Consider the following 19,205-nt stretch of genomic DNA (forward strand, 5'->3'; position numbering starts at 1 on the left):
CGCTCAGCGTAGGCGGCGGTCCTCGAGCACCGGGAAGGACCGGCGGGCCCGGACGACGTCGGTGAGGTCGACGTCGACGTCGAGGACCTCCTCGGCGTCTCCGGCCTCGGCGAGGACCTCACCGCGGGGTCCGATGACGGCGCTGGCGCCACCCATCGGGGTGCCGGCGTGGGTGCCGGCGGTGTTGGCGGCGACGACGACGCACTGGTTCTCGATCGCCCGGGCCCGGGCCAGCACGGACCAGTGGCCGACCCGGGCGGCCGGCCAGGCCGCGGGGACGACGAGCACCGTGGCGCCGGCGTCGAGCAGCGCCCGGTACAGCTCGGGGAACCGCAGGTCGTAGCAGGTGCTCAGGCCCAGGACGGCGTCCGGGCCGTGGCCGGGCAGCGGCACCGTCACGACGTCCTGGCCGGCCTCGAGCAGGTGCGGTTCGCCGGCCCCGAAACCGAACCGGTGGATCTTGCGGTAGACGGCCAGCCGGCTGCCGTCCGGGCCGAGCAGCACCGAGGTGTTCCAGCGGCCGCGGCCCTCGGGGCCGGGTTCGTCGGCCTGCTCGATGATCGAGCCGGCGTGCACGACGGCGCCGATCTCCCGCGCCGCGTCCGCGACCGCGGTGACCGTGGGCCCGTCGAGGGGCTCGGCGCGCTCCGGCCACTCCCGGTAGGAGAACCCGCCGGGCGCCCACAGCTCGGGCAGCACGACGAGGTCGGCGCCGCGCTGCTGGCGGACCAGGTCAGCGACCCGCGCGCGGCGCTCGTCGACCGGCTCGTCGTCGGTGTAGGCCAGCTGGATCACGCGGATGCGCATGGCCTCGAGGCTACGACGCCGCGCTCCGCTAGCACCGGCCCACTCACAGGCCTCGCCAACCGCCGCGCTCGCTGACCTCGACCTCCACAGCGGCCGACGGGTACGGCTGAGTGGCGAGGTGTGCGAACCACCCGTCAGGGGAGCTCTCTACCGCGCTGACCTGCTCACCCACGCGCGCTCTGACGTGAACCGTCTCGGGAGCCTCCCCCAGGCGGCCCACCGCCCAGCACCAGTGCGGCATGCCGGGCTGGGGCCACCACCCCGCCCCCTGCGCGAAGTACTCGGTGCGGTCGATGGGAATGACCGTGTGGAGCGTCATCGGGGTCGGCACGCCCGCGACCGGGGTGACAAGGACGACGAGCGCCCAGCGGGAGACGGGGGACCAAGAGACGGGGGACAAGGTCACCACTCCCAGGTAGCCGCCCGCTGCGCGCGCGTCAGCAACGAGTCGGCCGCCCGAACGGCCCGAGCCCCTGGCGGCGCTCACTGCCACGTCCACGGCGTCCTGGACCTGCTGGTCCGGCCACTCCTCCCTCACGGCACTCACCGTACGGCTGGTGGCCGAGCTGGTGTGAGCGCACCGGGCTCGAGGTTCGCGTGGTATCGCTGCGCCGGGACGGCGCCGTGAGCGTCGCCGGCGCACTATGGTCCCCAGCGTGAGCGAGTACGACGACGTGGTCGCCGCCTGGGCCCAGGCCACGCAGGCACTGGTGGACCTCGGCCGCCGGTGCTCCGACGACGACTTCACGCAAGCCACCGAGTGCCCCGGCTGGACCGTGAAGGACCAGCTGAGTCACGTCGTCGGCGTTGAGCGCTGGATGCAGGGGGAGCCGGAGCCGCACCACGAGGTGCCCGACCTGCCGCACGTGCACGGCGAGCTCGGACGGCGCGTGGAGGTGGCGGTGGACCTGCGCCGCGGCGTCCCGGGCCCCCAGGTGGTCGACGAGCTGGAGACCGTGCGCGCCGCGCGACTCGAGGCGCTGCACCGTCCGGACGTCGACCCGCGTGCCCCCACCGTCAGCCCGCTCGGCAGCACCATGGCGCTTGTCGACGTGCTGCGGATGCGGACCTTCGACGTGTGGACCCACGAGCAGGACGTCCGACGGGCGCTCGACCGGCCCGGGGACCTCGAATCGGCGGCGGCCGCGGTCGCGGTGGAGTGGATCCGTCGCGGGCTGCCACGGGTCGTCGCGCGCGGTGCCCGGGTCGAGCCCGGCCGCGTGGTCGTCCTCGACGTCCAGGGTGCCGGCGGGTTCCGGGACGCCGTCACCGTCGCGGCGGGGGACGACGGCCGCCCGGCCGGAGTCGTGCTGCCGGACGAGCCACCCACGCCGGACGCGGTGCTGACCCTGACCACGGAGGCGTTCATGCGACGCAGCTGCGGCCGGTGGCCTAGCGCTGGCACGCCCGTCGAGGTCGACGGTGACACCGCGCTCGCCAGCCGGGTGCTCGAGGCGATGGCCGTGACCCCGTAACCCTGCCGGGACGCCGACGTGGCGCCTCCCGCGACGCGTCCCGCGGCGCCCACAGACCTCCCACGGCACCCACAGAATGCTGGCTTTGGCGCGGCGCAGCCGGCGTGTCGCGCCACCAACCCAGCATTCTGCGGGCTGGAGGTGGGGCCTGGGGGTGGCCCCTGGGGGTGGCCCCTGGGGTGGCGGGATTGCATGATCACCAACGGGGAGAGTGCAGGGTTAGCGCAGGGTGAGCCCGGGGGTCAGCCCCAGACGAGGGCCCGGGCGGGGTCCTCGAGGACGGCGGCGGTGTCGGCGAGCACCCGGGAGCCCAGGTCGCCGTCCACGAGCCGGTGGTCGAAGGACAGCCCGAGCTGGGTCACCCACCGCGGCCGGACCTTGCCCTTGTGCACCCACGGCATCTGCCGGACCTGCCCGAAGCACAGGATCGCGGCCTCCCCGGCGTTGAGGATCGGCGTCCCGGTGTCGACACCGAACACCCCGACGTTCGTGATGGAGATCGTCCCGTCGGCCATCTCAGCCGGCTGGGTGAGACCCTCCCGGGCGCGCCGGGTCAGCTCGCCGAGCGCCTCGGCCAGCTCGCGCAGCGACATCCGGTCGGCGTCCTTGATGTTCGGGACGACGAGGCCGCGCGGGGTGGAGGCGGCGATGCCGAGGTTGACGTAGTGCTTCAGGACGATCTCCTGGGCGTCCTCGTCCCAGGATGCGTTGATGTCCGGGTTTCGACGGACGGCGATGAGCAGCGCCTTGGCGACGACGAGCAGGGGGGACACCCGCACCCCGTCGAACTCGCGGTCGGCGCGCAGCCGGTCGACGAGCTTCATCGTCCGGGTGACGTCGACCTGGACGAACTCGGTGACGTGCGGGGCGGTGAACGCGCTGCGGGTGACGGCCTGGGCGGTCATCCGCCGCACGCCCTTGACCGGGACCCGGGTCTCCCGGCGGCCCTCGACGGCCGAGGTACCCCCGGACGGCGCCGGCGCGCCGCCGTCGGCGGCGGCCAGCACGTCGTCGCGGGTCACGATCCCGCCCGGGCCGGTGGGCCGGACGGCGGACAGGTCGATCCCGAGGTCCTTGGCGAGCTTGCGGACCGGGGGCTTGGCCAGCACCCGGGAGCCCCCGGACGGCGCCGGCTCGACCTGCTCGGGGGCCACCTGCTCGGAGAAGGGTGCTTCGCCGTCCGCCGGCCCAGTCGGCGCAGCGGGCGCAGTCGGCGCGGCGGGGACGGCGGCGACGTTGCGCGGGCGACGCTTCGCCTCGGTGGTGCGCGGGCCGTAGCCGACGAGCACGGACTGCCGCCCCCCGGACACCGGCCCACCGACCATGCCCGGCTCGACCGCCCCCTCGGCCGGCGGGGTCTCCACCTGCGACGGGGACGACGGGACGGTCTCGGCGGCCGCGGCCGGCATCCCGGCGGGGCTGCCGGCGGACGGGGCGCCGTCCGGGTCGACGTCGATCGCGATGATCGGCGTCCCGACCTCGACCGTCTGCCCCTCCTCGACGAGCAGGTCGGTGACCACCCCGGCGTACGGCGAGGGCAGCTCGACGAGGGACTTGGCGGTCTCGATCTCCACGACGGGGTGGTTGACCTTGATGGTGTCGCCGGGCCGGACGCGCCAGGAGACGATCTCGGCCTCGGTCAGGCCCTCCCCGACGTCGGGGAGGCGGAACTGCTTGATGTCGGGCACGGTCCCCCCTCTCTCAGAACGCCAGCGAGCGGTCGACGGCGTCGAGCACCCGGTCCAGGTCGGGCAGGTACTCCTCCTCGACCCGGCTGGGCGGGTACGGGATGTGGAACCCGCCGACGCGCAGCACCGGGGCCTCCAGGGAGTAGAAGCAGCGCTCGGTGACCCGGGCGGCGAGCTCGGCGCCGAGACCGAGGAACACCGGGGCCTCGTGCACGGTGACCAGCCGGCCGGTGCGCCGGACCGACTCCTCGACCGCGTCGACGTCCAGGGGGGACAGCGAGCGCAGGTCGATGACCTCGACGTCCTTGCCCTCCTGCGCGGCGGCCTCCGCGGCCTGCAGCGCGGTCTTCACCATCGGTCCGTAGGCGGCGACGGTGACCTGTGACCCCGGCCGGACGACGCGCGCCTGGTGCAGGGGGGCCCGGTCGGAGCCGCCGTCGACGTCGACGTCGCCCTTGTCCCAGTACCGCCGCTTGGGCTCGAAGAACATCACCGGGTCGTCGCTGGCGATGGCGTCCTGGATCATCCAGTACGCGTCGGCGGGGGTGGAGCACGTCACGACCCGCAGGCCCGCGGTGTGCGCGAAGTACGCCTCGGGCGACTCGCTGTGGTGCTCGACGGCGCCGATGCCGCCGCCGTAGGGGACCCGGATGACGACGGGCAGCCGCACCGAGCCGGCCGAGCGGTACCCCATCTTCGCCAGCTGGGAGACGATCTGGTCGTAGGCCGGGTAGATGAAGCCGTCGAACTGGATCTCGGCGACGGGGCGGAATCCGCGCAGCGCCAGGCCGATCGCCGTCCCGACGATGCCGGACTCGGCGAGCGGGGTGTCGATGACCCGGTCCTCCCCGAAGTCCTTCTGCAGGCCGTCGGTGACCCGGAAGACGCCGCCGAGCTTGCCGACGTCCTCACCCATGACGAGCACCTTCGGGTCGTCCTCCATCGCCCGGCGCAGTCCGCTGTTGACGGCCTTGGCGATGGTCATCTGGGTCACCGGGCCACCTCCTCACCGGCCGCGAACGAGGCGTGGTAGCCGCGGAACCACTCCCGCTCCTCCTCGAGCAGGGGGTGGGGGTCGGCGTAGACGTGGTCGAACATCGACTCGGGCTCCGGGTCGGGCAGCGCGAGGCAGCCGCTGCGCACGTGGGTGGCGATCTCGTCGCTCTCGGCGTCGACGGCGTCGAAGAACTCCGCGTCGGCGTGGCCGCCGCGGGACAGGTACGCCTTGAGCCGGGCGATCGGGTCCTTGAGCTTCCACTCCTCGACCTCGGCGGCGATCCGGTAGCGGGTCGGGTCGTCGGACGTCGTGTGGGCACCCATCCGGTAGGTGAAGGCCTCGATGAACATCGGCCCGTCGCCGGAGCGGGCGCGGTCGAGCGCGGCCTTCGTCACCGCGTAGACGGCGAGCACGTCGTTGCCGTCGACCCGGACGCCGGGGAACCCGAAGCCGCTGGCGCGCTGGTACAGCGGTACCCGCGTCTGGCGCTCGTTCGGCTCGGAGATCGCCCACTGGTTGTTCTGGCAGAAGAACACCACGGGCGCGTTGGTCACGGCGGCGAAGACGAACGCCTCGTTGACGTCGCCCTGGGAGGTCGCGCCGTCCCCGAAGTAGGCGATGACCGCGGTGTCGCGGTCCGGGTCGCCGGTGCCCACCGCGCCGTCGCGCTGGACCCCCATGGCGTACCCGGTCGCGTGCAGGGTCTGCGCGCCGATGACGATCGTGTAGAGCTGGAAGTGGTTCTGGTGGGGGTCCCAGCCGCCGAGGTTCACCCCCCGGTACAGCCCGAGCAGGGTCACCGGGTCCACCCCGCGGCACCAGGCGACGCCGTGCTCGCGGTAGGTCGGGAACACGTAGTCCTGCGGGCGGGTCGCCCGGCCCGAGCCGATCTGGGCGGCCTCCTGGCCGAGAAGACTGGCCCACAGCCCGAGCTCACCCTGCCGCTGCAGCGCCGTCGCCTCGGCGTCCACCCGTCGGACCAGGACGAGGTCGCGGTAGAAACCGCGCAGGTCCTCGGGGCCGAGGTGGGCGGCGTAGTCGGAGTACTCCGGGTGCTCGACCCTCTCGCCCTCGGGAGTGAGGAGCTGCACGAGCTCCGGTCCGTCGTGGCGGACCGTCCTCGTGCCGACGACGCTGTCGGTCACGTGCTCTCCTTCGTCGGTGCCGGCCCCGGGGATCGCCCACCGGCCGGCGCTGCCGGTCGCCCCGTGCCTGCGCCGGGTAGGCCGGGCCGGGGCGTGGCGCCGCTCACAGGCGCCAGGCCCACCGTATCGGCCGGGAGGGGACGACGGAACGCCGGTGCGCCGTCACCCACCGGGACGGCGCCGGGCTGGGCGAGCGTGCACCGGTGGCGACGGCCTGGCCCGGCGTCAGCCGCGGCGGCCGCGCCCGTCCCGGTCGGAGTGGCCGCGGTCGGAGCGCTCGCGGTGCACCGACCAGGACCGGCCCCGGGTCTCGTGCTTGCCTGCGGACGCGCGGTGGGGGGCGGGCTGCTTCCATGCTCCGGAACCCTTGGCGTCCCAGCGCTTGTCGTCGTCGCGCCGGTCGTGCCAGCGCCTGCCGTCCCCGGGCCTGCCATCCCCGCGCTTGCCGTCATCGGCGTCGGAGCTGGTGGCGGCGGTGGCGAGCCGCAGCTCGCCGGAGGGCGCCGGGGTCGTCGTCCGCTCCTCACCGCTGGAGCCTCGCTCGCGGCGGTCGTCGTCCCGGCCCCGGTCCCGGCTCCGGTCATCCCTGCCTGCGGCTCGTTCGGCCGCTGCCGGCTCGGCCACAGGGGGCTCGGCCGCTGCCGGCTCGGCCTCAGGGGGCGGGACGACCCGGGTGAGCAGCGCGGGCACGGCCCGCACCACGGGTGGGGCCGCGGTGGGGTCGACCGCCTCGGGGGTCGCGGCGGCAGGAGCGGCCACGACCGGTGCGCTCGCCGAGGCAGCCGGCACGGGGGCGGGGGCCGGCGCGGGGGCGGGGGGCGCCTCGGCCGGTGGGCGTCCGGCCGGGACGTCGTCGCGGTCGGGCGGCTCGAAGAGCAGGACGTCGCCGGGTGCGGCCAGCGCCTGGCTCCCGGTCGCGCTCGGCAGGTCCCCGCCGCCGACGGCCACGGCACCCAGGAGGCCGAGCGCCACGACGCACCCCGAGGCGATGGCGGCGGCCAGCGTGGTCGGCAGGGCAGCGGAGCGTGCGGGCGCCGGGCGGGACGTCCTGGTCTCGTCGTCCACGATGACCACCCCCTTGGCGCGCCGGAGTCCACTCGGATCCGTGTGCATGGACCCGCTCCCCCTGCTCCTCGGCCGCTCACGGGCCGGACTTGAGCCCCACGTCGGCACCAATCGGGACGAGCCCGGCGGGACGTCGTCCGCCTGCGGTGCTCGTCAGCGGGCGGGGCTCCTCAGCCGGCGACGCAGCCTCGGGTGCGGCTCAGCGCTGCCGCCACCGTGCCGCCAGGGCGAGCAGGCGGTCGTTCGCCTCGGTCTCGCCGATCGAGCAGCGGCACCCCTCGCCCTCGAACGGTCGGACGGTCAGCCCCTCCTGCTCGCACATCGCGGCGAAGTCGACGGTCTGGTCGCCGAGCGCGAGCCAGACGAAGTTGCCCTGGGCATCCGGGACGTCCCAGCCCTGCGACCGCAGCCCCGACAGCACCCGGTCCCGCTCCTCAACGAGGGCGTCAACCCGCTCGAGCAGCTCTTTCTCCGCGCGCAGCGAGGCGACGGCGGCCTCCTGGGCGACGCCGGGGACCCCGAACGGCACGGCGGTCTTGCGCAGCGCCTCGGCGACCGGTGGGTGGGCGACCGCGTAGCCGACCCGCAGGCCGGCCAGGCCGTAGGCCTTGGAGAAGGTCCGCAGCACGGCGACGTTCGGCCGGTCCCGGTAGACCTCCAGCGCGTCGAGGGTCTGCGGGTCGCGGACGAACTCGGTGTAGGCCTCGTCGATGACGACCAGGACGTCGCCCGGCACCCGGGCGAGGAACCGCTCGATCTCGTCGGCGTGCACGGCCGGACCGGTCGGGTTGTTGGGCGAGCAGACGATGACCAGGCGGGTGCGGTCGGTGATCGCGTCCGCCATGGCGTCCAGGTCGTGGCGGGCGTCGGCGGTCAGCGGCACCTGCACCGACGTCGCGCCAGAGATCCCGACGACGATCGGGTACGCCTCGAACGACCGCCACGCGTAGACGACCTCGTCTCCGTCGGCGCAGGTGGCCTGCAGGATCTGGCCCAGGACGCCGACGCTGCCGGTCCCGGTGGCCAGGTGGTCGACCGGGACGTCGAGGTGCTCGGCCAGGGCGTCGACGAGCCCGGTCGCGAACATGTCCGGGTAGCGGTTCATCGACCCGAGGGCCTTCTGCGCGACCTCGAGCACCGACGGCAGCGGCGGGTACGGGTTCTCGTTCGAGGAGATCTTGTAACTCGTCAGCCCTTCCCGCGGCTGCGGCGGGCGCCCCGGCCGGTAGGCCGGCAGCGCGTCGAGGGCGGAGCGGATGCGGGGTCCCGGTCGGCTCATACGCCGGAGCCTACGACGGCCCACCTCCAGCGGGCGTGCTCCCGCCGGCCCCGGAACGTTCGTGATCATGGAATCCCGCCACCCCCGCACAGCCCCCCATCCTCCTGTCGTGATCATGCAATCCCGCCACCCCGATCCCCGCGTAGCCACATTGACGGTTTGGTGGCGAGACGTGCCGGCAAAGCTGTGCCAGATCCAGCATTCTTCGGCAGACGCCCGGGAGCCCCGGGCCGCGGCGCTCACCGTCGTCGCCGCCGCGCAGAGGCTGGCGAACTTCACCGTCAGCACGACGATCCCGGCCCTCGCCGACGTCGGGCTGACGTTCGCCTACGGCTTGTACGCGGTGATGGCCGCGGTCTCGTTCGTGTTCGTCGCCAGAGCAGTCCGGGAGACGAAGGGGATGGAGCTGGAGGACATGCCAGGCTAGGAGCCCATGAAGAACTTTCTGATCAAGGTCGTCGTCAACGCCCTGGCGATCTGGGTGGCGACCCTCGTCGTCCCCGGCATCACCGCCACCGGCCCCGGCACCGACCTAGCCAACCAGGTGCTGACCTTCCTCGTCATCGGGCTCATCTTCGGACTGGTGAACGCGGTGGTGAAGCCGGTGGTCGCGCTGCTCGCCCTGCCGCTCTACATCCTGACCCTGGGACTGTTCTCGTTCATCGTCAACGCGCTGATGCTCGAGCTGACGTCGTGGATCTCCCAGGCGACGCCGCTGACCTTCACCGTCGACGACTTCTTCTGGAGCGCGGTGCTGGGGGCGGTGGTCGTCACGTTCGTCAGCATGGTGCTCAACCTCGTCCTCCCCGACCGCGACTGACCCGAGCCGATCCTCGGAGGGCGCCGCTCCTCGGAGGGCGCGGCTGATCAGATGTGGCGGCGGGACTGGACGACGCGGAACCGGCCGCTGACGTAGTGGCCGTCGGTGAGGGTCGCGTTCGCAGCCGGGTTCGCCCCGGTGCCGTGGAAGTCGCTGAACGCCGCCGACTGGTTGACGTACACCGCCCCGGTGAGGTTCATCGACAGCGAGGCACCGGCGTCCAGGGCGGCCTGCTCCGCGGCCTGCAGCACGGACTCCTGAGTCGAGTACACCGAAGCGGTCATCGCGCCGTGCTCACGCGCGGTCTCGACGAACCGCTTGAGCGACTCCTGCGTCGAGTCGGTGGCGATGAGGAACGCGACCGGCCCGAAGCACTCCGACAGGTAGGCCTCGTCGGAGGCGTCCACGGCGACCAGAGCCGGGGTGCGTACCGTCGCCTCCGGGAAGTCGGGGTGGGTGACCGCCCGCGACTCCAGCACGGCCCGGCCCAGCGAGCCGGCGCCGTCGGCGCGGGCGACCACGTCCCGGTTGGCGGCCGCGCCCAGCAGCTGGACGGCGCGGGCGTCGTCGCCGGTGAGCCTGCGGACGGCGTCCGCGATCGCCTCCGCGACCTCGTCGAAGGACCGGTGCCCAGTGTCGGTGTCGATCCCGTCGCGGGGGACGTAGACGTTCTGCGGGGCGGTGCACATCTGCCCGGAGTACAGGGTGAAGGAGAACGCCAGGTTCGCGGTCATCCCGGCCAGGTCGTCGGTGGAGTCCACGACGACCGTGTTGAGACCGGCCTTCTCGGTGTAGACGACGGCCTGCCGGGCGTTCTCCTCCAGCCAGGCCCCGAAGCGCGGGCCGCCGGTGTAGTCGACGACGCGCACGCTCGGGTGCAGGGCGAGCGGCTTGGCCAGGCCCTCCCCGTCGGTCTCGGCGGCGAGGACGACGAGGTTCGGGTCGAAGCCGGCCTCGGCGAGCACCTCCCGGGCGACGGCGACGCTGATCGCCAGCGGCAGCACCGCCCGCGGGTGCGGCTTGACGACGACCGCGTTGCCGGTGGCCAGGGACGCGAACAGGCCGGGGTAGGAGTTCCACGTCGGGAACGTGTTGCAGCCGATGACGAGCCCGACGCCGCGCGGGACGACGTGGAAGCGCTTGAGCATCCGCAGCGGCTGGTCCTTGCCCGGCTTCTCCCAGACGACCTCCTCGGGCACCCGCCGCTGCTCGAACAGTGCATAGGCGACGGCCTCGAGGGCGCGGTCCTGCGCGTGCGGCCCAGCGGCCTGGAACGCCATCACGAACGGCTGGCCGCTGGTGTGCATGACGGCGTGGGCCATCTCGAAGGAGCGCGCGTTGATCCGGTCGAGGATCTCCACGCAGACCGCTGCGCGGGCCAGGGGGCCGGCGTCGCGCCAGGCTGGGATCCCGGCCGATGCCGCGGCGAGCAGCTCGTCGAGCTGCGCCTCGCCGTAGTGCGGGTAGGTGATGCCCAGCTCGGGCCCGTACGGGGAGACCTCGTAACCGGCCCACGCGTCGTCCCGCCCGTCGAGCAGGGGCTGGTCCGCGAGGGCTGCGAACCGCTGACCGAGGTGGGCGCGGTAGGCGCGCTCACCGGCCGGACCGGCCTCCTGCCCGTAGACCCGCGGCGACGGAGACTCCGGGTAGCGGGACCAGTACTCCCGGGTTCCGATCGCGGTCAGGGCGCGGTCGAGCACCTCGCGGTGCTTGTCGATCAGGGACTCCACCGAGCTCGTCATCGTCGACACGGAACAACTGTAGCCAGAACCGGCCGACCGTTCGGACGGTAGCGTGCGGGCTCGTGCCCGTGATTCCCCCGACCGACAGCCGTACCGACCCGCCGTACGTGGCCGCCGAGCGGCCGATGCTGGAGGCCTGGCTGGACTGGCACCGGGCCACGCTGCTGTGGAAGTGCAGCGGACTGGATGACGATCAGCTGCGGCGGCGCGCGGTGGAGCCGTCGACGCTCAGCCTGCTGGGGCTGGTGCGACACATGACCGACGTCGAGCGTCACTGGTTCCGACGCGTGCTCGCCGGTGAGGAGGCCCCGCCCCGGTACTGGTCGCAGGCCAATCCCGACGGGGACTTCGACGATGCCGAGACCGCCGATCCGGCGGCCGACATCGCCGCCTACCGGGTCGAGGCCGAGGTGTGCCGGGAAATCGCGAGCCGCTACCCCGATCTGAACGCCACCGGTTCCCGCCGCGGGGAGCCGGTCTCGCTGCGGTGGATCTACGTGCACATGATCGAGGAGTATGCGCGGCACAACGGCCACGCTGACCTGCTGCGCGAGCGTCTCGACGGGAGCACCGGGGAGTGAGCCTGCCTGTGCCAGGATCGGCCACCGTGACCGAGTACACGATCCCGGCCGGCGCAGCGGTCGGCGTCCTAGGCGCGGGCACGATGGGGGCCGGCATCGCGGAGGTCGCGGCCCGGGCGGGTCACCCGGTCACCGTCGTGGACGCCGCGGCGGGGGCGGCGGAGCGGGCCGTCGCGGAGGTCGGACGCCGCCTGGCCCACGACGTCGAGAGGGGCCGGCTGTCCGGGCAGGAGGCGGACGCGGTCACCGCCCGGCTCACCCCCGGGCTCTCGGTGGAGGACCTGGCGGGCTGCCGGGTCGTCGTCGAGGCGGTGGTGGAGCGGCTCGAGGTCAAGCGGGACCTGTTCGCCGCACTCGAGCGCCTCGTCGACCCGGCCGCCGTCCTGGCGACGAACACCTCCTCGCTGTCGGTGACCGCGATCGCGGCCGGGCTGGACCACCCCGAGCGGGTCGTCGGCCTGCACTTCTTCAACCCGGCGCAGCGGATGCGGCTGGTCGAGGTGGTCCGCGGGGACGCCTGTGCGCCGGCGGTCGTCGAGGCCGTTGCCGAGCTGGCCCGGGCCTGGGGCAAGACGCCGGTCGTGTGCACGTCCACCCCGGGGTTCATCGTCAACCGGGTGGCCCGCCCGTACTACGGCGAGGCGCAGCGGATGGTCGAGGAGGGGGTTGCCGACCCCGCCACCGTCGACGCCGTGCTCCGTGAGGCCGGAGGCTTCCCGATGGGGCCGTTCGAGCTCACCGACCTGGTCGGCCAGGACGTCAACCTCGCCGTCTCCCGGTCGGTGTGGGAGCAGACGTTCGGCGACCCCCGCTACGCCCCGACCGTGTTCCAGCAGCGGCTCGTCGACGCCGGCCGGCTCGGCCGCAAGACCGGTCACGGCGTGTTCCGTTACGCCGACGGCAAGGCGGTGGACGCCGAGCCCGCCACCGCGCCGCGGCGTAGCGCTCCCGCCGTGCTGGAGCGGGTGGTGCACGGCGAGGACCGTGGCTTCTCGGTGATGGAGCCGTTCCTGGCGCGCGCGGCCGCCGCCGGCGTGGCCTTCGAGGTCGTGGACGAGTCCGACGACGAGATCTCCGTCGACCCCGGCATCCGGCTGCCCGGCGGCGCCATGCTCCTGGAGCAGCAGGGCGAGTCCGCGACGACCACGTGGGGCGAGGGAGGCGCGGTCGTGCTGCTCGACTGGGCGCACGACCCGGCGACGTGCACGCGGGTGGCGCTCAGCCCCTCCCCCGACACCCCGCAGGAGTCCCTGGACGCCGCGATCGGACTGTGCCAGGCGGCCGGCGCCGCGGTCAGCGTCGTCGGGGACTCCCCCGGCGGCGTCGTCGCGCGTACCGTCGCGATGCTCGTCAACGAGGCGGTGGAGCTCGTCGCCCGCGGGGAGGCGAGCGCGGAGGACGTCGACGTGGCGATGCTGCTCGGGACCGGCTACCCCTCCGGGCCGCTGGAGTGGGGCGACCGTCTCGGTCAGCTGACCGTGGCGACCATCATCGAGCGACTGCACGACGCGTTCCCGACCGGCCGCTACCGGGCCGGGCTGGCGCTGACGCGGTCGGTGAGGGCTGGGGTGAACCTACGTGACCTCTGAGGACCGGGCCGGCTCGACCGGCCCCGACCCGGCGCACCCGGACGACGCCGAGCAGACCGCACGACGCAGCGCCGAGACGATGTGGGCCGCGGACGACGCCAGCCGGGCGCTGGGGATGGAGCTGCTCGACGTCGGCCCGGGCCGCGCCGTCCTGCGGATGACCGTGCGGGCCGACATGGTGCAGGGGCACCGCAGCTGCCACGGTGGCGTGCTGTTCGCCCTGTGCGACAGCGCGTTCGCGTTCGCGTGCAACTCCAGCGGGGTGGTCACCGTCGGGGCCAGCGCCGACATCACCTGGGTGACCCCGGCCTACGAGGGCGACGTGCTCGTCGCCGAGGCCGTCGAGGAGGTCCGGTTCGGGCGCAACGGGGTCACCCGGGTCCGGGTGACGCGGGAGTCCGACGGGGCGCTCGTGGCCCTGTTCACCGGACGATCCCGGTCCCTGGGCCGCCCGCTGGTCTGAGCGGGACCGGCCAGTCACGTGCCCGGGACCGAGGACGACGCCACCGGCTGGCTCGAGGTGGCGGCCGGGGTGCTCGTGCGCCGGCACGCCGGTCTCGACCTCAACGCCACCGTCGTCCTGGGGGACGACTCCTGCCTCGTCGTCGACACCCGCGCCACCCTGGCCCAGGGTCGCCGGCTCGCGGACGCTGTCCGCCGGCTGACCGCGGCGCCGTGGACGGTGGCCTGCACCCACGACCACTTCGACCACTGGTACGGCAACGCTGCGTTCGCCGGCCCCGGCGTCCGGGTGCTCGGTCACGAGGCCGGCCGGTTCGACGACGCCGGCCGGGCCGACGCGGTGGCGTACCTGCGCGGCGACGGCGACCCGGTCGCGGCGGCGCAGGCCGCGAGCACCCCGCTGGTCCCCCCGACCGACCGGGTGGCGGCGCGGACCCGGCTCGAGCTCGGCGGCCGGCACGTGCTGCTCGTGTACCACGGCCGGGGTCACACCGACCACGACCTGCTCGTCGAGGTGCCCGACGCCGGCGTGCTCGTCGCCGGTGACCTCGTCGAGGTCTGCGCCGACCCGGCGATGGACGACGCGTACCCGTTGGAGTGGCCGGTCACGCTGGCGCGGGCGCTCGCGGGGGCGGCTGGCCGGCCGCCGCGCACGGTCGTGCCGGGGCACGGCGACGTGGTCGGCGCGGAGGTCGCGGACGACCAGCGCGCGGACCTGCAGCGGCTGGCGGATCGGGCCACGGAGCTGGCCGCCGAGCTGGCCACGGGGTTGGCCACGGGGCGGGCCGCGGGACTGGCCACGGGGCCGGTCGCCGGAGCGGCGACCGTGCCGGACGACGTCCTGGACCGAGCCGCGGCCGGTCTGCCGTTCGACCCGGCCACCTGCCGGACGGCGTTCCGCCGGGTGCTGGCGGGGACGCCCGGCGCCGACCCGGGTCACGGCTGACGCTCCGCGACCCAGTCGCTCGCCGACGTCACCGCTCCGGCCCGGTCGAGGAACGGCTCGGCCTGCTCGGTCCAGGCCCGCACCGAGGGGTGGTCGGTCCGCTCGGCCAGCTCGGCCGTCAGCACGTACGGGTCGGCGCCGTGCGCGGCCATCGGGTTCGTCGCGGCGGCCGCCCGGACGACGTCGTCGCCGCCGGCGGGGTCGAGGACCTCCCGGCGGACGGTCGTCCACGTCGGCACGTCCGGGTTCGGGGCGCCGTCCAGGACGGTGATGAGGTCCTCGGCGTGCTCGATGCTCAGCACCGCGACGTCCGCCGGGGCGGGGAAGGCGCCCACCGGGGAGCCGACGGTGAGCACGGCGGTCGGGGTGAACTCGGCGCGGAAGCCGGGGTCGGTGGCCAGCGACATCGAGGTGAGCCCGCCCTGGCTGTACCCGACAAGCAGCAGCGGCTCGCTACGGTCCACGCCGGCGGACCGCAGTGCCCCGACGACACCCTCGGCAGCGGCCGAGGGGATGCCGGCGACGGCGTCGAGGTTGCTCGTGGCGTCCATCGGGTTCGTGCCGTGCCCGAGGTCCCAGGTCTGGGTGGCCGGCACGTAGACGATGGCGCGCCGGGTGCCGGCGTGCTCGACCCGCTGCACCCGGATCCGGCCGGGCTCGCCGGGCAGGGAGCCGTCCCGGGACGGCGCCAGGGCCACCGCGCCGCGGACCAGGTCGGCGACCCCGGCCGGGGGTCGCACCGGCTGCGGCGGCGGAGTCCGGGCGGGTCGCACCGTGACCGGCCCGCGGCCGAGCAGCCCGGTGCCGTACCCGATGGCCGCAGCGAGCGCCGCCAGGTCGGGCACGTCCTGCGGCGGCAGCGCCCCCTGCGCCTCGGGCCGGGGCAGCGTCACCCGCGGGTCGGTGCCGGAGCGGCGCAGCAGGAGCACCCCGGCCGCGAACGACGGGGCCGCGGCGACGAGGTGCTCGGCCGTCTCGGGGTGCCGGGCGAGCCAGCCGAGCGCCTTGGCGCCGGCCGCCGCACCGTCGTCCTGCAGCTCCCGGACACCGAGCCCCCCGAGGACCGCGAGCCGGGCCGACAGCCCACCGGGGCCGACCTCGTCCCGGACGACGTCCCCCACCAGGTCCACGGTGGCCGGGACCATCACGTCCGCGGTGCTGACGGCGACCGGCACCGCGACCGCGGCCCCGGCGACCACGAATGCGCCGAGCGGGAAGCGCAGCGCCAGTCGCGGCAGCTGCTCGCCGAGGGACCCGGCGACCCTGTCCCGGGCCGCGGCGAGGGCCTCGGCGACGAGGCGGTCGGCCCGCTGGTAGCCGGTCGCCGCGGTCCGGACGGCCGCGCCCAGCGCGCCAGCGCGCACGGAGAGGCGGGCCAGGTCCGCGGCGGCCGCGACGACCCGCTGCTCGGCTCGCACCCAGCCGCCCGGGTCCAGTGCGATCGCCGCCGGGTCGAGGACCTGCCCGGCGGCGACGGTGAGGCGTCCGCCGGCGGCGGTCAGCCGGTCGGCGCAGTCCCCGAGCACTGCTGCGGCCCGCAGCATGGCGTCGAGGTCCGCGGCGGTCCCGCCCGCGCCGCCGCTGACGACGATCCCGCCGGTGTCGGCGGTCACCGGCGCTCACCGTCCTCGAGGGCGGCCAGCAGCGCGGCGGCCAGCCGGCGGCCCGGCAGGCCTGGTGGCTCCCCCGGGCAGAGGCCGGCCCAGCGGCGACGCCGGGACCGGACGTCGAGCCAGACAGCCTCCGGCCCACCGGAGGCGTCGGTGAGGAGCCCGGTGATCTCCGGGACGACGCCGTCCACACCGGGCGCGGACACCTCCACGGCGTCGAGCAGGTCGCCGCCCCGGGTCGCCGAGGCCACGCACACCGCGACCGGGGGGCACAGGCCGGCGTCGACGCGCACCGTCGCGCCGCCCCGGGCCACGGCGGCGGTGGCCGCGACCGGTGCGGTGCGGTGGACGGCGAGCAGACCGGCCAGCACCGGGTCGACGGCGAGACCGACGTCACCGGAGCGGACGAGGAGGCGGCTGCGAACCAGCTCCCGGACGACGTCCGCCGGCAGGTCCCCGGGAACCCCGGCGCCGGCCGCGCCGCAGCCGCCGCGGGCCTGCGCCGCGTGGTGGTCGACGGCCGTGACGACCGCGGCGAAGGCCGCAGCGGACATCCGCGCCCGGGGCACGGCGCTCACGGCGTCCGACCCGGCCGGCCGGAGACCGCGAGGAGCTCCCTGGCCCGGTCCTCGACCGCGTCGGCGTGCGCTCTCAGCGCGCTGGAGGCGTCCTGGACGTCGCCGGCGGCCCGGCTCAGCGCGGCGGTGAGCCCCTCGACCTCGGCGCGAAACGCCTCGGCCGCCACCGAGCGCCAGGGGACCTCCCGGAGGCCCCGGACCGCGGCCAGGCACAACCGGACCTCCTGGGCCGCGTCGTGAACCGACCGGGCGGCGGCGCCGTCCAGCCCGGCCAGCGCCCTGCGCGCGAGCCACTGCCCCGCCTCGGCCCCCGCCCCGTCCACGATCACCCCGTCCACGATCACCCCGTCCCCCACTGCCGGCCCTCCCACTGGTCCGCCCTCCTCGTCGTCCGCGGCGACGCTAGGCACGTGGACCCACCGCGCCCCGGCGCCGCGGCCGCGGGTGTGGACCCGACCCAGCAGGACCCGGGATGTGCAGGACAGGTGCACCTCCTTGCCACGGGTCCCGTGCCTCCGACACAGTGTGTGTCGGGCGTCACGTGTCGGGACGTCGCCGTGATGGAACTGGGGCTCGTCCGTAGACGGGTGGCACACCCCTGCTGAGCAGCGACGTGAGGTCATGAACCGATTGAAGGTCACCGCCCTGCTCTCGGGGCTTGTGCTCGCGGCCGGCGCACTGTGGGCGTACCCACGGATAACGGATACCTGGACGGGCGGTAGCCGTTCCTCGGCTGTGGCGTGCGAGGACCTCCCGCCGCCCGGAGAGGTGGAGGCTGCACTCGCCCAGCACGCGGCGCTCGTCGATCGGATCGAGGCCGTGGCAGACGGTGTCGAGGTGATCCCGCACCAGCCCTGCCCCGGGCAGGACGCCACCCAGGTACTCATTCTGTTCAGCAGCCGGGACGACGGGCGGGAGAGCGAGAGGCTTCTGCAGGAGGAGTCCTTCGGCGTACCGGTCGAGCTCGACAACGTCTAGCCGGTTCGGCCTCTCCGGACGGCGCGACCCCGCCCTCGGCGATGGTCACCGACGCCAGCACGGGAACGGATCACCGCGAACCCCGCACCCGCGGATGTGGACCCGGCCCGGCAGGACCCGGGATGTGCAGGACAGGTGCAGTGGGCGAGCATGGAGCGGTGCCCGACCGCTACCGCGTGACGTTCGTCTGCACCGGCAACATCTGCCGCTCGCCGATGGCCGAGACCGTGCTGCGTCGCCGCGCCGAGCGCGAGGGCCTCGGCGACGTCCTCGACGTCCGGTCCAGCGGGACCGGGGACTGGCACGTCGGCCAGCCCGCCGACCGGCGGGCCGTGGCCGCCCTCGCCGCCCGCGGGTACGACGCGTCGGGTCACCGGGCCAGGCAGGTCACCGAGTCCGATCTCGACGAGCACGACCTCGTCGTCGCCCTGGACCGGGGGCACCTGGCTGCGCTGCGGGCGATGGCCCGCACTCCCGAGCAGCGGGCCCGTATCCGGCTGCTGCGCTCCTTCGACCCCGACGCCGACGACGACGAGGTGGCAGACCCGTACTACGGCGACGACGAGCACTTCGACGAGGTGCTCGACCAGATCGAGTCCGCGGTGACGGGGATCCTGGACCACGTCCGGCGGGCGACGGGGACGGGCGGCCGGCCGGGGACGCCGAGCTGAGCGGGCGCACGTTCACCAAGCGCCGGGCGGACGCCCCGCCCGGGTTCTTCGCCGTCGAGGCGGCCGGCCTGCGCTGGCTCGCCGACGCCGGCGGCGTCCCGGTCCCCAGGCCGGTCTCGGTCGGCCCCGACCACATCGAGCTGCCCCACCTGGACCCGGCGCCGCCGACGGCGGCCGCTGCCGAGACGCTGGGTCGGGGCCTGGCGCGCACGCACGCGGCCGGCGCCCCCGCGTTCGGCAGCCCACCCGCCGACTGGGCCGGCGACGGCTTCATCGGGCCGCTGCCCCTGGCGCACCGGCCGTCCGCGTCCTGGGGTGCCTTCTACGCCGACCTGCGGGTCGAGCCGTTCGCCCGCCGAGCCCACACCCTCGGCTCGCTCACCGACCGCGGCCTGGACGCCGTCCTCACGGTCTGCGACCGGCTGCGCTCCGGCGAGCTGGACGACGGCCGCCCGCCGGCCCGCCTGCACGGTGACCTGTGGTCCGGCAACGTCATCTGGACCGCGGACGGCGCCGTCCTGGTCGACCCGGCCGCCCACGGCGGGCACCCGGAGACGGACCTGGCGATGCTCCAGCTGTTCGGCCTGCCGCACCTGGACCGGGTGCTCGCCGCCTACGACGAGGCCGCCCCGCTGACCGACGGCTGGCGGGAGCGGGTCGGGCTGCACCAGCTCCACCCGCTGCTCGTGCACGCCGTGCTGTTCGGCCCCTCCTACGGGGCGGCAGCGGAGCGGGCCGCGCTCAGCGTCCCGTGACCTGCAGAGCCGCGGCG

General features: G+C 74.9%; 21 protein-coding genes. 10 read left to right on the top strand and 11 right to left on the bottom strand.

The features are described from left to right. Window positions 1-3: 3 nt before the first annotated feature. Both ACFP6A_RS08375 and ACFP6A_RS08380 read right to left on the bottom strand, forming a co-directional pair. Window positions 4-807 (bottom strand): carbon-nitrogen family hydrolase, encoded by an 804-nt coding sequence (locus ACFP6A_RS08375; RefSeq protein ID WP_379603046.1) that lies wholly within the window; start codon window positions 805-807, stop codon window positions 4-6. A gap of 43 nt (window positions 808-850) precedes the next feature. Further along, entirely contained in the window at window positions 851-1,345 is a 495-nt protein-coding gene (locus ACFP6A_RS08380) for a hypothetical protein (protein WP_379603047.1), read from the bottom strand. 118 nt (window positions 1,346-1,463) lie between these two features. On the opposite strand from ACFP6A_RS08380, the gene ACFP6A_RS08385 reads away from it, so the two are divergent. Continuing rightward, entirely contained in the window at window positions 1,464-2,282 is an 819-nt protein-coding gene (locus ACFP6A_RS08385) for a maleylpyruvate isomerase family mycothiol-dependent enzyme (protein ID WP_379603048.1), read from the top strand. A gap of 242 nt (window positions 2,283-2,524) precedes the next feature. On the opposite strand, the gene ACFP6A_RS08390 is transcribed toward ACFP6A_RS08385, so the two are convergent. The 5 genes from ACFP6A_RS08390 to hisC all read right to left on the bottom strand — a co-directional run bounded on the left by ACFP6A_RS08390 (window position 2,525) and on the right by hisC (window position 8,456). Next, a complete protein-coding gene (locus ACFP6A_RS08390) occupies window positions 2,525-3,970 on the bottom strand; it encodes a dihydrolipoamide acetyltransferase family protein (protein WP_379603049.1) in 1,446 nt (481 codons plus the stop codon). Window positions 3,971-3,983: 13 nt separating this feature from the next. Further along, window positions 3,984-4,955 carry an alpha-ketoacid dehydrogenase subunit beta gene (locus ACFP6A_RS08395; protein ID WP_379603233.1) on the bottom strand — a complete coding sequence of 324 codons (972 nt, stop codon included), beginning with the start codon at window positions 4,953-4,955 and terminating at the stop codon, window positions 3,984-3,986. Between the two features lie 5 nt (window positions 4,956-4,960). After that, on the bottom strand, window positions 4,961-6,112 hold the full coding sequence (pdhA, locus tag ACFP6A_RS08400; RefSeq protein ID WP_379603050.1) for a pyruvate dehydrogenase (acetyl-transferring) E1 component subunit alpha: 1,152 nt from the start codon (window positions 6,110-6,112) through the stop codon (window positions 4,961-4,963). Window positions 6,113-6,337: 225 nt separating this feature from the next. Beyond that, window positions 6,338-7,177: a hypothetical protein gene (locus ACFP6A_RS08405; RefSeq protein WP_379603051.1), complete on the bottom strand. Its 840-nt coding sequence runs from the start codon at window positions 7,175-7,177 to the stop codon at window positions 6,338-6,340. 199 nt (window positions 7,178-7,376) lie between these two features. Continuing rightward, the gene (hisC, locus tag ACFP6A_RS08410; protein ID WP_379603052.1) at window positions 7,377-8,456 is read right to left on the bottom strand and encodes a histidinol-phosphate transaminase; all 1,080 of its coding nucleotides are present in this window, start codon (window positions 8,454-8,456) and stop codon (window positions 7,377-7,379) included. 115 nt (window positions 8,457-8,571) lie between these two features. Here hisC and ACFP6A_RS08415 point away from each other — a divergent pair, with 115 nt between their 5' ends. Together ACFP6A_RS08415 and ACFP6A_RS08420 are read left to right on the top strand one after the other, a co-directional pair. After that, window positions 8,572-8,883 (top strand): MFS transporter, encoded by a 312-nt coding sequence (locus ACFP6A_RS08415; RefSeq protein ID WP_379603234.1) that lies wholly within the window; start codon window positions 8,572-8,574, stop codon window positions 8,881-8,883. Between the two features lie 6 nt (window positions 8,884-8,889). After that, on the top strand, window positions 8,890-9,276 hold the full coding sequence (locus tag ACFP6A_RS08420) for a phage holin family protein (RefSeq protein WP_379603053.1): 387 nt from the start codon (window positions 8,890-8,892) through the stop codon (window positions 9,274-9,276). A gap of 47 nt (window positions 9,277-9,323) precedes the next feature. On the opposite strand, the gene paaN is transcribed toward ACFP6A_RS08420, so the two are convergent. Next, complete coding sequence (gene paaN, locus ACFP6A_RS08425; protein ID WP_379603235.1) at window positions 9,324-11,018, bottom strand: phenylacetic acid degradation protein PaaN; 1,695 nt, start codon at window positions 11,016-11,018, stop codon at window positions 9,324-9,326. Between the two features lie 125 nt (window positions 11,019-11,143). Here paaN and ACFP6A_RS08430 point away from each other — a divergent pair, with 125 nt between their 5' ends. The 4 genes from ACFP6A_RS08430 (at window position 11,144) to ACFP6A_RS08445 (ending at window position 14,596) form a co-directional block, all read left to right on the top strand. After that, window positions 11,144-11,599 carry a DinB family protein gene (locus ACFP6A_RS08430; protein ID WP_379603236.1) on the top strand — a complete coding sequence of 152 codons (456 nt, stop codon included), beginning with the start codon at window positions 11,144-11,146 and terminating at the stop codon, window positions 11,597-11,599. Between the two features lie 26 nt (window positions 11,600-11,625). Further along, the gene (locus ACFP6A_RS08435; protein ID WP_379603054.1) at window positions 11,626-13,188 is read left to right on the top strand and encodes a 3-hydroxyacyl-CoA dehydrogenase; all 1,563 of its coding nucleotides are present in this window, start codon (window positions 11,626-11,628) and stop codon (window positions 13,186-13,188) included. 79 nt (window positions 13,189-13,267) lie between these two features. Continuing rightward, entirely contained in the window at window positions 13,268-13,651 is a 384-nt protein-coding gene (gene paaI / locus ACFP6A_RS08440) for a hydroxyphenylacetyl-CoA thioesterase PaaI (protein WP_379603237.1), read from the top strand. A gap of 18 nt (window positions 13,652-13,669) precedes the next feature. Further along, entirely contained in the window at window positions 13,670-14,596 is a 927-nt protein-coding gene (locus tag ACFP6A_RS08445; RefSeq protein WP_379603055.1) for an MBL fold metallo-hydrolase, read from the top strand. Here ACFP6A_RS08445 and ACFP6A_RS08450 read toward each other — a convergent pair. The 3 genes from ACFP6A_RS08450 to ACFP6A_RS08460 are packed head-to-tail and all read right to left on the bottom strand — an operon-like array spanning window position 14,587 to window position 17,194. Beyond that, window positions 14,587-16,209, bottom strand: a complete 1,623-nt coding sequence (locus ACFP6A_RS08450) for a hypothetical protein (protein ID WP_379603056.1) — start codon at window positions 16,207-16,209, stop codon at window positions 14,587-14,589. The two genes, ACFP6A_RS08445 and ACFP6A_RS08450, sit on opposite strands and share 10 nt — an antisense overlap. Continuing rightward, entirely contained in the window at window positions 16,206-16,784 is a 579-nt protein-coding gene (locus tag ACFP6A_RS08455; protein ID WP_379603057.1) for a hypothetical protein, read from the bottom strand. Before ACFP6A_RS08455 ends, ACFP6A_RS08450 begins: the two co-directional genes overlap by 4 nt. Next, complete coding sequence (locus ACFP6A_RS08460) at window positions 16,781-17,194, bottom strand: hypothetical protein (protein ID WP_379603058.1); 414 nt, start codon at window positions 17,192-17,194, stop codon at window positions 16,781-16,783. Before ACFP6A_RS08460 ends, ACFP6A_RS08455 begins: the two co-directional genes overlap by 4 nt. Window positions 17,195-17,405: 211 nt before the next feature. Here ACFP6A_RS08460 and ACFP6A_RS08465 point away from each other — a divergent pair, with 211 nt between their 5' ends. The 3 genes from ACFP6A_RS08465 to ACFP6A_RS08475 all read left to right on the top strand — a co-directional run bounded on the left by ACFP6A_RS08465 (window position 17,406) and on the right by ACFP6A_RS08475 (window position 19,188). Further along, window positions 17,406-17,762, top strand: coding sequence for a hypothetical protein (locus ACFP6A_RS08465; RefSeq protein ID WP_379603059.1), 357 nt, complete (start codon window positions 17,406-17,408; stop codon window positions 17,760-17,762). 158 nt (window positions 17,763-17,920) lie between these two features. Continuing rightward, complete coding sequence (locus tag ACFP6A_RS08470) at window positions 17,921-18,433, top strand: low molecular weight protein-tyrosine-phosphatase (RefSeq protein ID WP_379603060.1); 513 nt, start codon at window positions 17,921-17,923, stop codon at window positions 18,431-18,433. Further along, window positions 18,430-19,188 (top strand): fructosamine kinase family protein, encoded by a 759-nt coding sequence (locus ACFP6A_RS08475; protein WP_379603238.1) that lies wholly within the window; start codon window positions 18,430-18,432, stop codon window positions 19,186-19,188. The genes ACFP6A_RS08470 and ACFP6A_RS08475 overlap by 4 nt, the downstream gene beginning before the upstream one ends. Window positions 19,189-19,205 lie beyond the last annotated feature (17 nt).

This window comes from Quadrisphaera sp. GCM10027208 (assembly GCF_042658805.1).
Lineage (GTDB): Bacteria > Actinomycetota > Actinomycetes > Actinomycetales > SCSIO-59966 > SCSIO-59966.

Excerpts from the sequence above, each read along its gene's own strand:
- ACFP6A_RS08420 (WP_379603053.1), top strand. The coding sequence starts at position 8,890 with ATGAAGAACTTTCTGATCAAGGTCGTCGTCAACGCCCTGGCGATCTGG.
- paaN (WP_379603235.1), bottom strand. The coding sequence starts at position 11,018 with ATGACGAGCTCGGTGGAGTCCCTGATCGACAAGCACCGCGAGGTGCTC.
- paaI (WP_379603237.1), top strand. The coding sequence starts at position 13,268 with ATGTGGGCCGCGGACGACGCCAGCCGGGCGCTGGGGATGGAGCTGCTC.
- hisC (WP_379603052.1), bottom strand. The coding sequence starts at position 8,456 with ATGAGCCGACCGGGACCCCGCATCCGCTCCGCCCTCGACGCGCTGCCG.
- ACFP6A_RS08430 (WP_379603236.1), top strand. The coding sequence starts at position 11,144 with ATGCTGGAGGCCTGGCTGGACTGGCACCGGGCCACGCTGCTGTGGAAG.
- ACFP6A_RS08465 (WP_379603059.1), top strand. The coding sequence starts at position 17,406 with ATGAACCGATTGAAGGTCACCGCCCTGCTCTCGGGGCTTGTGCTCGCG.
- ACFP6A_RS08395 (WP_379603233.1), bottom strand. The coding sequence starts at position 4,955 with ATGACCATCGCCAAGGCCGTCAACAGCGGACTGCGCCGGGCGATGGAG.
- ACFP6A_RS08415 (WP_379603234.1), top strand. The coding sequence starts at position 8,572 with ATGCAATCCCGCCACCCCGATCCCCGCGTAGCCACATTGACGGTTTGG.
- ACFP6A_RS08375 (WP_379603046.1), bottom strand. The coding sequence starts at position 807 with ATGCGCATCCGCGTGATCCAGCTGGCCTACACCGACGACGAGCCGGTC.